The organism is Nocardia iowensis (genome assembly GCF_019222765.1).
In the GTDB taxonomy this organism is placed as follows: domain Bacteria; phylum Actinomycetota; class Actinomycetes; order Mycobacteriales; family Mycobacteriaceae; genus Nocardia; species Nocardia iowensis.
In genome coordinates this window covers 5438725-5451399 of the sequence record NZ_CP078145.1, presented here as the reverse complement: position 1 = coordinate 5451399, position 12675 = coordinate 5438725, and the positions used below count along the sequence as shown (strand labels likewise).

Below are 12675 nucleotides of genomic sequence, written 5' to 3'. Positions count from 1 at the left end.
CAAAACTCATGTCGGAACTCAGAATGATTGACAGTGTCGTAGCGGATCTGTCGTAGTTTGAGATTCTGCTCCCGCTGCGGGCTGATGGGTGGATGATCTTCGCCAGTTAGCTTCCGTGGCGGGAGGTTTCGAGTTGGCGAGCGCAAGTGCGCGGAGGTCTCGGCGGTTGGTTGGCGTCGATACTATCGAGGTCGCTTTTCGGCGTGCTGGTGGATCTGGGCAGGTCCAGTCGCTGGGGGGTAAGGGCTGAGATGCTGAGCGGGGCGGCTCCGTGGCGGAGGTTCCGCTGGTATCACGGCCAGAAGCACTATTCGGGTTCGTATTGGTCGGCGACCGAGGCGCTAGCCAGGGCTTTCAGTTACGGCGACCGCTTCAGCTTCTTCATCTGCTCAACCCTTGTGGTGAGGTAGTCGCGGAGGCTGAGAAACTTCGTAGTTTCGCCGTTGAATTCCCATACTGGCGCGCTGTCACAGTCACCGTTGTCTTCGCAGCCGACGGTAAGCACGAAGCGGGTTTGGATGTTGTTGGTGCCGATCAGGATGAGGTCGTCGAACGAGCGCACCCCGAAATCGTCTGTGGTCGTGCCGGTTTCCTCGAGCATCTCCACGAAGATTTCGCGCTCTGGCGAGTCCTTGGCCAGCTGCTCTGTCGAGAACAGGCTGATGGTGCCGAAAACGACAGGCCAGCCGTTCGCGTGTTCGAGCCACTGCCGTAACTGGCGATCGAACCGCTTCTCGAGGCGTCGCTCGGCGGCACCGATCTGCTCCGCGGTGGCGGGCGGGTCGGGTCGGGTGAGCCTCCATGTCAGATCGTCGTTCTCACCGCCGTGAGTTTTGTCGTAGTCGTACCAGCGTTGCCGCTCACTGGTCAGGGCCGCGATCACGTCGGTGCACCAGTCGCCGGGGTGGTCTCCTGCTGGCGCCGAGCAGGCTGCGGCCGCGGCTAGCGCCACCATCAGTATCGTCGTGGTTCGAAATAACCTCATGTTCGGCTCCCTCTCGCATTCAGGTTCTCTAGGGCGCCTGCGTGTTCGGCACCGCGTCTAAAAGACCTGCCGGCGGATCGGCACGCGGCACGCACCCCACGCCATCCATCCATTCACCCGGAACGAACGCACGCACTTTGTAGTACTCCGGGTACGCCCTCGACTGTCCACCGATGGATCCGTTCAAGCTCAAGTCCATCGGCATCCAGTACTCCTGGGCCGGGTTCGGGTTTCCTGACCATACGGTATCGGGGAGATGACCCGCGACGATCTTTCCCGAGGGGTACCAAACGGTGTTAACCGTCGGAGGGTGGTAGATGGACCGGAACCTGCTGTGCTGATCATCTCTCGCATCCTCGGCAAGGTCCTCCTCCGCACCCGTGAGCTTGTTCCTGTCCAACGGAAGTCCGCGGTTTTTGTTGGTGAGCTCGTTCCCGGCCTTGATGTACTGGAGGAGCTGATATTCCAGAGCCCCTACTTGGGCGGGGGTCATATTGGCGGGGAGACGCTTGCTGTTCTTGCTGGGCAGGCAGACCGCGACCAATCCTTCGCAGTCCTTGTCGACGTCGGCGGGATAGCACGTCCTCTTACGGTCGCGGTTGATGTGGCGCCAGCGATACCTGCCGTACCAGTCGTCCCGTACCTCTTCCCAGGCCGTCTCCATGATCTCTTCCTTCGTGCCGTGGCACTCCGAGTTGAGTTGGTTGACGCGTTGGATGACCCTGGCCACGAGGGGATCGTCGGATCCGTCTTCAGCTTCCAGCGGGCCGGTGATGTTCCTGACGACCCAGTGCACTTCTTCGCTGCTCAGAGGACTCACCGGGCACGACTCCGGGCGGGCCGGCTCGCGCGGATCCCGCGGCGTCGGTGGCGGTTTCGTCGGTTGTTTCGGCGGTTGTTTTGGCGCCTTCTGATCCAACGAACAGGACGGATTGTCAGGATGGCCGGGGAGAGCGGGTGGCAGGTATCCGGGGATGGGGATGATGGCCTTGCACGGATTCGGTGCTGGGCTCGGTGGTGGCGGGGTCAGTGCCGCAGCGGGCGGTGGAGCCTGAGGTGCGGACGGAGGGCCGGTGGGTATCGATGGTTGGAGTGGAGTGGGTAGCAGCGTGGGGGCGGTTGGTTCTTCGATCTCGGGGAAGTTGCCCCAGCATGGCCAGCCGGGATGCATTTCCTGCCATTGCGGGCACGGCACATACGGATTGATCGGTTTCGCGCCCGCATCCGGCGTTCCGTTAGCGGCGACTATCAGGCCGATACCGGCGGCCAGCGCCGCGACCATGACGACGATGCCGAAGCCACGCCGGACCGACGCGCACCCCGTAGCTGTCCTGTTTGGTGACATGGGTTGTCTCACAGGTAGATCGGGTCGCCGTAGACGGCTAGTGAGTTGTCTGCGGTGGGGGTGGTGATGTTGACCTGGGCGTAGGAGCGCAGGCTCACCGGTCCCATGCAGCCGTCGATTTTGATGTGGACCTGGTCGGAGGTGATCGAGCCGTGGCGTCCGGTCAAGGGTTTGGTGGCAAACGGAATGGTGGTGATCGTGCCGGGTTTGAGGGTCACCGACGGCGAGATGCTCGCGCTACCACCGACACCGAAGTTGGTGAGGCCGATGCTGATGCTCGGGCCGATAGCCAAACCGATTGTGATGCCGTTGGTTACGTCGACCTGGCAGCCGATCTGATAGCCGAGTGAGATGGTTCCGGCGTTCACCGGTGCGGTGCCCATGCCGTCGATGTCGGTGACCGCCTTGAGGCTGACGAACCCTTCACGGGTGAACGGGGTGGCGGCGAGATTGGGGTACCTGTCGAGGTTTTCGTCGGTCTTGGTGATCCGCATCTGCCAGCCGTCGTCGGTGGTGACCTCCCGCGACTTATCCGCTAGCGGTTCGGCAGCGGCGGTGCCGCTGCCCATCGCGCTGACCATTACGCAGGTCAGCAATCCGAAAAGTCCTGCCTTCGTGCCACGAATACGCATGAATACCCCGCATGGAGACAACATCGAGCAATCGGATGATGACGAATTAGCCTGTACCACAGGCGAATTCGTCCAGTTGAACCCCCCTTCGGCCCAACGCCAGAACCATAACATGAACATGAATCAGGTTCATATTCTTGTCGTGTCAAGATGACCTGCGTGGCCACAGAACGTCAACACCGCCGACGAGAGCCAGTTCAGGAACGCAGCCGCGAACGGGTCGAGCGACTGCTGAGCGCGGCCCAAGAACTAGTGGACGAGCAAGGGCCGGAAGCGGTCACCACGCGCGCGATCGCCGAACGCGCCCAACTGCCCGTCGCCACGCTGTATCAGTACTTCGCCAATCGTGAAGCGGTGCTGGGTGAATTGGCGCTGCGCATCATCGATCGCCTCGACGAAGAGTTCCCCCAGCGCTTGGCGGCGTTGCCAGCGACCACCCTGCCGGAGATGGTGGAGCAGCTGCTGGAGTTGCATCGCCAGCTCTACCGCGGCGATTACCCCGCCCTGGTGACGATGTACTACGAAGGCCACTACACCGGCGACATCGCCGACGCCCGCCCCCACCGGCACCGTATGGCCCACATGATCCACCAAGCCTTCATCACGAGAGGCATGCTCCCCGCCACCACCGACCCGCTGATCACCGAACTCGCTGTCGAACTCGGCGACCGCGTGGTCGAGCTCGCCTACCGCCGCACCCCGGGCGGTGACCCCGTCGTCCTCGCAGAAGGAACCCTCGCTCTGACCCGCTACCTCGAAGCACACACGAAGACCGGGGACTGATAGAGCCGATCCACCATGCCAACTCGGTGCTCGGCCCGGGTCGCCGTGTGGCGCTTTTGGGTGGCGATGGGTGCGGGTTGCCTATGTTGGGGCGACGTTTTCGGTCGACTCCGCCCGTCCCGCCCGAACCTCAGCTCCCGCAAGTAATCGTCGGCGACCGCGACGCCATCGAGGATGGTCATCCACCACTGTCCAATACCGATCTGCCGATGGCATCCGGACCCGAAACGCACGCACCCTGCCTCCGCCCTCCGTCGGTATTGCCGATGTGCGAGCTGTCGGTATCGCGCGATTTCGGTAGGTGACCAATCTCGGGCCAGCTCTGGATCGAATACCTGGGGACCGATGTCTTTTCGTCGTCTGGGGGAGAGTTCGTGGGTGTCGGTGGTGGAGGTCGTATACGCGTTCTGTATGCGCCGCTCGCAGCTGTTGCCGTAGCAGCAGTGCTCTCTTTCGTCGGCCCGGTGGCGGGTCCCGCTCGGGCGCTGCCGAGCACAGGTGTCGGTATCCATACTGCTGCCGATTCCGGCGATGCTTTGATCGACCAGGCTCGCACCCGTGCTCGCTACGTCGAGGGTCGCACCAGAGTAGTAGCCTCCTTTCTCACGCCCAAGGAATGTGAGGATCCCACGCGCGAGACCAAAAAAGCTGTCAAAACCGCGGTCGAGGCGGCTGATTCGGCTAAGGACGCGTCATCGGCATCCCGCGCCGCTGCAGATGCCGCCAAGGCTGCCCTCCCGGCCTACACCTGCCTCGTCGGCGTCCTTCCTCAGATGATTTCACATCGGACGCAAAGACCGCGCCGCAAGGCGTTCGCCGATACCGTAAGGCCCGACCAGGAATGCGCGATCGGTGGGGTGCGACCCATCCACGGCGGGATACGCAACGAATCAACCGGTGGCGTTCCGGATGAGACCTCAGACCGATATTCGATACCCAGACACCCTCATGTGGCTGTGGGTTGACGATGGTCCTGGTCGTCTGGAGAGACGCTACTCGCAGTGCGCTGGTCGATATCCATTGGGAGAGGAGCACCTTAGTGCATTTACTGGTTCAGCCTGCAACATCACTCCGCGAGAAAACGCCTACAGGCCGCGCGATCGTGCTGCCGCTGCTCGTAGCTGCCACCACGGCGATCCCCATATTCATCACGCAACCCGCCCTCGCTGACTGGCCAGCCGAGACCGTGAAGATCACAAACAATTCCATGGGATACGAAGCATGCGTCGGAACATATGACGCTAAATCTCCCATAGGGGTTATAGATTGCCCCGCACCCGAAGAAGATCCTGAAGACGATCCTTTGCCGGATCTAGATAAATGGATCGCCATCGACGGCACCGGGCCAACTCGCCTCAAAAATGGAGAGATCAATAAATGTCTGGGTGTGGTAGTCAGCGCGGAGTTGTACGATTGCAACAGCAAGGATGCGCAACGCTGGACATATGATCCGGCTACCAAGAAGATCACCGGACCAATCCCCCGTGGCAAGAAAGGCCAGACACTGTGCTGGCAAACCAACAAGACGGGCGCGCTCGCAGGCAATCCGGATAATAACTGCCAGGGACCCCGCGGGACCTGGGTGGTCAAGCCCGTGAAATAACAAATCCTCTGTACACGCCCGACCCCCTGGAGGGAGGGTTCCACCCGGCCCCCTCCAGTGCCATGGTTTTCCATCCGGAACCGGAAATCGCAGGATTCGTGGTCAAACTGTGACCATGCATACCGACGGGTATGCATGGTCACAGTTTGCGAGCTCCCACCGGCATTCGCTCCCGTCGTCGAGGACGGCCGGGCAGGGGCCGAGGCACCGCAGTTCGATCGGCCGGTCAACGATTCGCCGAATCTCGGCCAGTGCGCGCGACACGTCGACGAGCAACTCGTGCGCGGCCTCATGCTCGCGGAGCTGGTGGGGGTGCCGTGCCAGCCACATTGCGGCCTGCTCAAGCTGGGTCGGCGCGATCAACGACAGCGCCGCAGGGTCTCGCCCGTCACCGCCGCATGCTGCCGAGCGAGGTCGAGCAAGCACGGGCTTCCGATATCCGGTGTCACGCCCAGGGTTTCGGCGAGGACCCGGTCCAGCCGATTACCGTGGTTTCGAGCTGGGACAGCGCACGGTCACCCTGCATGGTGGCGCGGTAACTCGTGGCCCGCACGGGCAGGGGCGTCTCGGCCGAACGTACGCGCGGCGAGCCTACACGTCGCGGCTCGCGTGATCGCCAGCTCGGCGAGCAGGCTCGGCACCTCGCGAAGGTCGGTCACGACGCCGTCGGTGCACGTCTGGCACAGCGACAGCCCGTCGGCGACCGGCCGCTCACACTCGGCGCGCGGCGCTGGCTCCGGGGCGGAATCTTCCAGAGGCACCGACACTTCCAGGTAGAGACCTTCGACCAGACCGGGGGCGTCGGCGTCGGCCAGGGTCAGATAGGACGTAAGGGGCCGAAGACAGCCAGAGACGGAGCAGAGGGCATTTGCCGCCACTGGCGTCCGAAAGACGCCCTGAGCCGCAACAGATTCCCCGCATGATGGGGCGCGAAGACCGCCAGCGGGCAGAGCAGGCAGACCCACGGCCGCGCGGGGCAGGGTTTGCCTTGGGTCCATGCAGCCCGGACAGTTGATCGCCGCTGGCTGCGGTGAACACATCCCGCTCTCCGCCGACCAGCTCCGCGAGTACGGTGTCGTCGAGACCGAGTTCGGCGACCAGTCGCGGATAGTCACGGCCCGTCCGCAGTGGTGGTTTCCTCGGTGACGATGGTCGGCGGGTGTGCCCGGCGGAGCATGCCTGCTGAACTATGGTCGCGGTTCGCGAACAACTGCCAGCAGGGATCGCGTCCAGATCCACAAACGTAGCCTCCGGTCGAGGTTGGTCGAATCAGGGACGGCGTGACCGCCTCTGATCAGGCGCTTGTATGCGGCGCGTTTGCGTCCGCAATTTTCAAGGCTGCATCGGAGGTGGCGCTGCATCTCCCGGTGCGCCTGCGCGATGGTGAACGGTTGTGTGGGTGGGCTGTGAGTGTGTCCGCAGGGCCAACTGCCGTGCTGTCGAACATGTTTGATTGCCGAGCGCCGTTCACGACGCGCAGCCGCGGCGCTGGGGATCCCCAGCAGCACCCGTGCCAGTCCGATGAGGCCGCCGATCGCCAGCGCAATAATTGCAATGTCGAATACGGGGCTCATCAGGTGCTCGCAGTCACCGGCTCGGCTGTTCGGCGTGCCCGCAGCGGTTGGTGCTTGCGGGGAGTGCACTGGTGTTTGGGCGACGGGCGTTCGCTACGCAGTGGGGCGGGAGGTTCGGCTGGTTCGTTGGTAAGCGCAGGCGGTGGTGGGCAGACGCGGCCGCGGACCGGCAACAGGTCTTGTGGATCAGCCGTAGCGTTCGAATCGTTACGTCTCCTCTCCAGCAGAGGCATCGAGATCCGGAGTTCGCGCGGAGCGCCGATTCATGCCGGAGCGATTCCAGATTGGGCACGGGTTTCGCCGGACGCGGAGGGCTGCGGTCGGAGCTGGGGCGCTCGCCGGTGCCTTCGTGGTTAGTCTGCGATCGTCGCCATCCAGCCGACGATGGCCTCGTGATAGTCGCTACGGTTCTCGGCGAAGTTCATGGCATGTCCGGCACGAGGAAGCACATAGGCTTGCAGCCTGGCGTTCTGGTGGAAGTATGGTGCTTCGGCGGCAGCGAGAGCGGCGGAGTCGACGCAGGCTTGGCGGGTACAGAGCGGATCGAGCTCACCATTGGCAATCAAAACCGGTACCTGGATGTCGAGCGTCATGGGGCCGACGGTGGTCGGCAGACCCGTCGTCATCTCGGCTGCGGTGAACGTACTGACAGTGTCGTCCGCGATCGGGATCAACGCAGGGTCGGCACCGGGTCCGAGGAAACTCGAGGCGCGGGTTCCCGGGGCGGTGGTCAGATAGCCTGCGTCATAGCCTTGACCCGTGAAACGCGGGTCGGTGTCAGCGCGCACGAATGTCGTCGCAATCCGTGCTGTACCAGCCGCGTCCACGCTGTGGGAGTAGCCCGTGAGGAGAAGGGCGTCGAGTTCGGCGCCGTTGATTGCGGCGATGGTCGCGATTGCTGAGCCGAGGGAAGCCCCGGCGAGGACGACTCGGGCGAATCCGTGTTGGTGCCGTAGTTGGGATACCAACTCGCCGACTGCGGTGGCTTGGACCTGGGAAGTGAGTGTCGCGCCAGGCGGCTTGCTGCTGCGCCCGCTGCCGAGGCGATCGATGGCCAGGGTCGTGGCTCCCGCGGCATTCATGGCGGTGCGGAAGCTGTCTCCACCGGCGTGATCCCCAGCGGGGTCCCAGTAGGAGCGGTCAATGCTGGCGCCTGGTATCAACACCATGACCGTGGTTGTCGGCTTCGCTGGTCGACACAATGTCGCACCGATCTGACCGACCGCGGTCGGCATCATCAAGTCCTCGCATCTGGGTTGCAGGACAATCCCATCACCGTGAGCAACGGCCGGGACGCTGAACGTCACTACGGCAACCAGGACAGTGAAAGCTTGAATCAGAGTGTGCGCAACAGGTATTCGCATATCATTCGACATTCGCGTCTACTCCCTCGAGATCGGTTCCGGATCGGCTGAGGGCCCGCAGTCCGGCGAGTACCGCGGGCAGCAGGGTGTGATCCGGAGTGGTAGGTATGTCAAAGGCGTTGTGCACCTGGGCGAGTGACGGAGCGGGTGCGGGTTCGCTGTCGGTGGCGCGGCTGCTGTTGTCCTCGGCGCGGTGTTGAGTGGGCGCCATCAGGAGACCGCGAACCGCACGACATAGCCGATGTGCTCTGCTATCGCGGCGCGTGAGACATCGAGGTTGTGGGCGTTGCGGCAGACGAAGCCGATGAGGGTCGACCACACCAACATCGCGCGGATCTCGTCCATCGCTCGGCCCTCCTCGGCGTTGGTGCCGGCTGGCGTGCCGCTGCGGACGGTGGCCAGAAGTGCGACGACGGCGGCGCGGAGTTGGCTTGAACGTTGAGCGGCTCGATGGTCACCGTCGTTGCCGTGTGCGGCGAGTTCGAGTTCGAGGCGAACCCAGCCCGGTCGCGCCATGGCGACCTCGGTCCACGTGACCAGCATGGCGATGAGGTCGTCGACATCGCGGGGGCGGAAGCGGTGGATTCGCGCAGTGGCCTGATTGCACACCGCGTCGGCGACGTCGTGGCCGATCATGATTTTGCTGATGCCGGACGGCCGCCGGACACCTGCACGTTCGATGATCTGCCTGATCGAGGTCGCCGAGAACCCGCGGGTGAGGAACGGTTCGGTTGCGGCTCGCAGCAGCTGTTGGCGGATCTCGGTTGGATCCGGCTGCTCGCTTGCAGGATTATCGTCAACTGCGAGTGGGGATGTGGTCACTGGACGGTGGGCTCCTCGATCACGGCTGCGGGTCAGTACTAGATGCGGGTGGACGCGGCGACCAGATCCCGGTCGTCGCCATAGGTGACGAGCGCCCCCTGTACAGCGTCCGGAGCGCTGCGGAGGGGAGCGGGTGCGAACGGTGCACAGCACAGGGCGTTCACCGGTATGTAGATCAAGTTGTTGCAGCGAAACGATTTATCGACACCGCTAAGGAAACGTTCAACGCGTTGATGTGTAGAAAGCCGTTGGCGCGCGGTAGTTTTCGGCCCGTGCAGGCAATGGCCCACGCTGGAGGCGGATTCGGGTGCGGTGTTATCGTGGCCGTCGCTTCGTGCGGGCGGCGATCCGGTGGCGTTCCTCCTCGGACAGGCCGCCCCAGATCCCGTGTGGCTCGCGTGTTTTGAGGGCGTAACCTCGGCACTGAGCCAGCACCGGGCAGGTGCGGCAGATTTCCTTGGCTCGTTTCGCTCGTGCAAGGCGTGCTTTGCCTCGTTCGCCGTCGGGGTGGTAGAAGACTGCTGGATCTTCTGTGCGGCAGCTCCCGCGCATCTGCCAGTCCCAGGCGTCGGTGGACGTCGACCTGACGGAGAACCCGGTCATGAGAGCCGCTGGCCCACATGGCGACGAGCGGCGTCGTAACACGAAGGATCCCAACGGGCGTCGAGAAACGCTGCGGTACAACCAATTGCCTTCATACGAACGGCATCCCTTTCCCGGTGGTGTCGATGGTGTGGGTGGATCGAGGTTTCGAATGCGGACAGGTGTGCTTCGCGGTCAGGGGCAACGCGGCGGTAAGCCAGGACAGGAAGCCGCTGTAGTCCACCTCGGCAGAGACCTGAATCGGGTAGCCGCCGGGGTCGCGATTCATGCGCGCGTCGGCTTCGATGCGCACGGTTTCGGGCACGAACTCCACGACCGGGACATCGAGGGCGGCGGCCAGGGTGAGCGGATCGTTCATCCAGCTACTCGGCACGGCCTGGGGCGCGCGGCGTGCCCGGTAGGCGAACCAGCGCGATGCGTTCTGGGCGATCAGGTCGAGCTCGGCAGGTGCGTTCGGCCTCGTCACACATGCGTACAGGTCAGAGGTGGGCGTGACGGCCAGCTCATCGACGTTGGTGTGGCTGCTCATCACCAGCCGAGGCTTGTGGGCCGTCCTCATAACGAGATCGAACGCCGCCGGGTCCATGCGGGGGTTGTGTGAGGCTCGGTCGGGATTTCTGTAGCGGTCGAGCCAGCCACCCATCATCGTCAGTCGTATCTGCGGACAAAGATCAGGCCGGGCGGTGAGAACATCGGCGAGATTGGAGGCTGGACCCATCCCCACCCAGATCACCGGATGAGTCGACTTCTCACAGATCGCACTGACGTAGCCGAGGACGTCGGTGCACGCGGGCCAGGTCGGCTGTACTAGTCCGCCCATGACGAAGCGCTGATCGGCGCCGGGGAGTCGGCGCCCGGCGATGACGGGCACGTCGGGGCGGCCGTGGCTGTTGAGGACCTTGCGTGCCAGATGTGCCCGTTGATAGTCCTCGGTCTCGTCGGTCGTGATCACACCGAGGTGGCGGACCAGACGTGTACCGGCCCACAGCGTGAGCATGTCGTCGAGGTCGTGACCGAGGTCGGTGTCCAGTACGACCGTTGGTGAATCCGGAGCGAGGTAGGGGGCAGCGTTCACAGACCCATCCCTTCTGGTGAGCTCGTCGAGGTGATTGAAAGATGTTGATTGGCAACGGATCTGCGCGACTGGTGTAACGGTGAAAGGGGGAGGTCAGCGGCCAATCGGTCGAGTGGGTCATCGCCTGCGGGTGCGCAGCATTGGCAGCTGCTCTACTGCGGTGTTGTAATCACGTTGGGCTTTCAGCAATCCCGCGATATTGAGGTCGCTAGCAAAGGCCCGATAGAGCAGCCACCGCTGCGCCATCCGAGACAGCAGTGCACCGATCTCGACGTCGTCGATCGGTATGTCGACCAGATCGGCGACCGCGTTGTCGACGGCGTGGACCAGACGGTGGACCTCGGTGTCGACGCCGCGAGGTGTAGTGCCGTGTGACAGCGTGCAGTGTTGGTGCGCGAAAAGGAATTTCACCGCATAGTCGGACCAAACCGGGCTATGGCGAACCAGATCGGCCGCGTTCTGCGGGTTCTGGCGCGGCAGCCACAGGACCCGGCGGCGGCACGCTGTGAGGAGGCGTTCACCAATGCCTGCCGAGGGAGAGATCGGCGGGCAGACCACGGCGAAATGGCGGACCCAGTCCGCGGCCAGTGGCAGTCCGGCCGTGGAGGTGTGATGGGTGTGCAGTGGTATCGAGTCCTTGGTCATTTCGACGGCCCCACGTCGAGGGGGCGCGCACCGCGCCATCCAAGCGGCAGCTGGACAAGGCCCGCAGCGACGTCATTGACGAGATCGACGTATCCTTCGACGACCTCAGCGAGGTGGAACCACGCGTCGTGTTTCTTCTGCTCCGTGCCGGACGGCGTTTCCTGCTGGTCGCCGGCGTGGCGAATCGTCCACCCGACGTGGGCATATGTCCGGGCGGCATGGCTGATCACCTCACCAAAAGAATGGGTGTGCCGTCGCGCACCAGAAGGGCGCGGCACATTGAACACGGCCCATGAGTTGATCTCGGCCTCGAGATCGGCGATCTGGGCGTGCACCGCAAACACGTCCACCCGCTGTCGGCGGTCCGGATCCACGGTGCCCGGGATCAGCGAGGCGTGCAGATCTCCCAATTCCCGGGCCCACCCGAGCAGCTCCGGTGCCTCGCTGAGCTGACCGGCGAGCGCGGTCAGCACCCGATCCCTCGACGGTAACGACTCAGCGGGAAGGACCGGGTAGCCGAACTCGGGGGATAGTGTCCCCTCGAGCAGCGACTGGATGGTGGTGTATGTATCCATCACTGCCTCGCTCCGGCATGTTCGAATGGCACCGCGTACTCGCGGCCGAGCGTGCATCGGGTGATCGTTCGCCCGCGCTCGGTGTACCGAATAGCGTTCGCGCACAACGCTTTCAGTGTGCCGCTGGGTGGATCGGGGCGCGAGCGGGTTTCCTCGAGTTCCACCACGAGCAGGTCGTCGGATCGGTGCAGCAGCCGGATGTATCCGTCGTTGCCGTCGGGGCCGAAGCCTCGTTCCCGCGCAGCGCGGGCGGCACGATTGGCATCGTCGACCAGCTCCTTGTAGAGCTGTTCAACGGGCACCATCTGATCGATCCACATCCGATCGGTCAAAACCTTGATCGCATCGAGCCGTTTGGGCAGCGTTTCCCCGTCGAGCCGCGACTGCACCAGCACCACTTCGTCGGTGGCGGGCAAGCGTGCAGGGATCGGCTGCCGGGGCGGGATTTGACGGCCGGAGGTGAGGTAATAGATATGGGCAGTTCTCATCGTGGTGATGCGATGGAGCACGGCGAGCCCTGAGGGGCCAACGCTGGTCAGATGTGCCCGTGACGGCACCACCACGTGACCACCGCCCTCGCCTTCTAGCTGCGCCATCAACTCCCACAGCCGGTGAGAGCTCGGTAGCTGCGGGTCGAGGACCCGTGCGAGCTCCAGATTCCGTGACCGT

Annotated in this window: 14 protein-coding genes; 3 read left to right on the top strand and 11 right to left on the bottom strand. The window is 63.7% G+C overall.

Annotation, left to right across the window (positions count from 1 at the left end):
• Nucleotides 1-358 precede the first annotated feature (358 nt).
• The 3 genes from KV110_RS25050 to KV110_RS25040 all read right to left on the bottom strand — a co-directional run bounded on the left by KV110_RS25050 (nucleotide 359) and on the right by KV110_RS25040 (nucleotide 2962).
• Nucleotides 359-985 (bottom strand): SMI1/KNR4 family protein, encoded by a 627-nt coding sequence (locus tag KV110_RS25050; protein WP_218469728.1) that lies wholly within the window; start codon nucleotides 983-985, stop codon nucleotides 359-361.
• Nucleotides 986-1013: 28 nt separating this feature from the next.
• Nucleotides 1014-2267, bottom strand: a complete 1254-nt coding sequence (locus tag KV110_RS25045) for a hypothetical protein (RefSeq protein WP_218469727.1) — start codon at nucleotides 2265-2267, stop codon at nucleotides 1014-1016.
• Nucleotides 2268-2338: 71 nt separating this feature from the next.
• Complete coding sequence (locus tag KV110_RS25040) at nucleotides 2339-2962, bottom strand: MspA family porin (protein ID WP_218469726.1); 624 nt, start codon at nucleotides 2960-2962, stop codon at nucleotides 2339-2341.
• A 159-nt stretch (nucleotides 2963-3121) separates the two neighbouring features.
• On the opposite strand from KV110_RS25040, the gene KV110_RS25035 reads away from it, so the two are divergent.
• The 3 genes from KV110_RS25035 to KV110_RS25025 all read left to right on the top strand — a co-directional run bounded on the left by KV110_RS25035 (nucleotide 3122) and on the right by KV110_RS25025 (nucleotide 6494).
• Nucleotides 3122-3745, top strand: coding sequence for a TetR/AcrR family transcriptional regulator (locus tag KV110_RS25035; RefSeq protein ID WP_218469725.1), 624 nt, complete (start codon nucleotides 3122-3124; stop codon nucleotides 3743-3745).
• A gap of 1039 nt (nucleotides 3746-4784) precedes the next feature.
• Entirely contained in the window at nucleotides 4785-5348 is a 564-nt protein-coding gene (locus tag KV110_RS25030; protein WP_218469724.1) for an RICIN domain-containing protein, read from the top strand.
• A gap of 996 nt (nucleotides 5349-6344) precedes the next feature.
• Nucleotides 6345-6494: a hypothetical protein gene (locus KV110_RS25025; RefSeq protein ID WP_218469723.1), complete on the top strand. Its 150-nt coding sequence runs from the start codon at nucleotides 6345-6347 to the stop codon at nucleotides 6492-6494.
• A gap of 781 nt (nucleotides 6495-7275) precedes the next feature.
• On the opposite strand, the gene KV110_RS25020 is transcribed toward KV110_RS25025, so the two are convergent.
• The 8 genes from KV110_RS25020 to KV110_RS24985 all read right to left on the bottom strand — a co-directional run bounded on the left by KV110_RS25020 (nucleotide 7276) and on the right by KV110_RS24985 (nucleotide 12494).
• Entirely contained in the window at nucleotides 7276-8091 is an 816-nt protein-coding gene (locus tag KV110_RS25020) for an alpha/beta hydrolase (RefSeq protein ID WP_218469722.1), read from the bottom strand.
• Nucleotides 8092-8287: 196 nt separating this feature from the next.
• Complete coding sequence (locus KV110_RS25015; RefSeq protein ID WP_218469721.1) at nucleotides 8288-8497, bottom strand: hypothetical protein; 210 nt, start codon at nucleotides 8495-8497, stop codon at nucleotides 8288-8290.
• On the bottom strand, nucleotides 8497-9108 hold the full coding sequence (locus KV110_RS25010; RefSeq protein WP_218469720.1) for a TetR/AcrR family transcriptional regulator: 612 nt from the start codon (nucleotides 9106-9108) through the stop codon (nucleotides 8497-8499). Before KV110_RS25010 ends, KV110_RS25015 begins: the two co-directional genes overlap by 1 nt.
• 315 nt (nucleotides 9109-9423) lie before the next feature.
• Nucleotides 9424-9711 (bottom strand): WhiB family transcriptional regulator, encoded by a 288-nt coding sequence (locus KV110_RS25005; RefSeq protein WP_218469719.1) that lies wholly within the window; start codon nucleotides 9709-9711, stop codon nucleotides 9424-9426.
• A gap of 91 nt (nucleotides 9712-9802) precedes the next feature.
• Nucleotides 9803-10786 (bottom strand): nucleoside hydrolase, encoded by a 984-nt coding sequence (locus tag KV110_RS25000; protein WP_218469718.1) that lies wholly within the window; start codon nucleotides 10784-10786, stop codon nucleotides 9803-9805.
• A 117-nt stretch (nucleotides 10787-10903) separates the two neighbouring features.
• The gene (locus KV110_RS24995) at nucleotides 10904-11431 is read right to left on the bottom strand and encodes a hypothetical protein (protein WP_218469717.1); all 528 of its coding nucleotides are present in this window, start codon (nucleotides 11429-11431) and stop codon (nucleotides 10904-10906) included.
• Nucleotides 11428-11904, bottom strand: a complete 477-nt coding sequence (locus KV110_RS24990) for a hypothetical protein (protein WP_218469716.1) — start codon at nucleotides 11902-11904, stop codon at nucleotides 11428-11430. The genes KV110_RS24995 and KV110_RS24990 overlap by 4 nt, the downstream gene beginning before the upstream one ends.
• 101 nt (nucleotides 11905-12005) lie before the next feature.
• The gene (locus KV110_RS24985; RefSeq protein ID WP_218469715.1) at nucleotides 12006-12494 is read right to left on the bottom strand and encodes a hypothetical protein; all 489 of its coding nucleotides are present in this window, start codon (nucleotides 12492-12494) and stop codon (nucleotides 12006-12008) included.
• Nucleotides 12495-12675 lie beyond the last annotated feature (181 nt).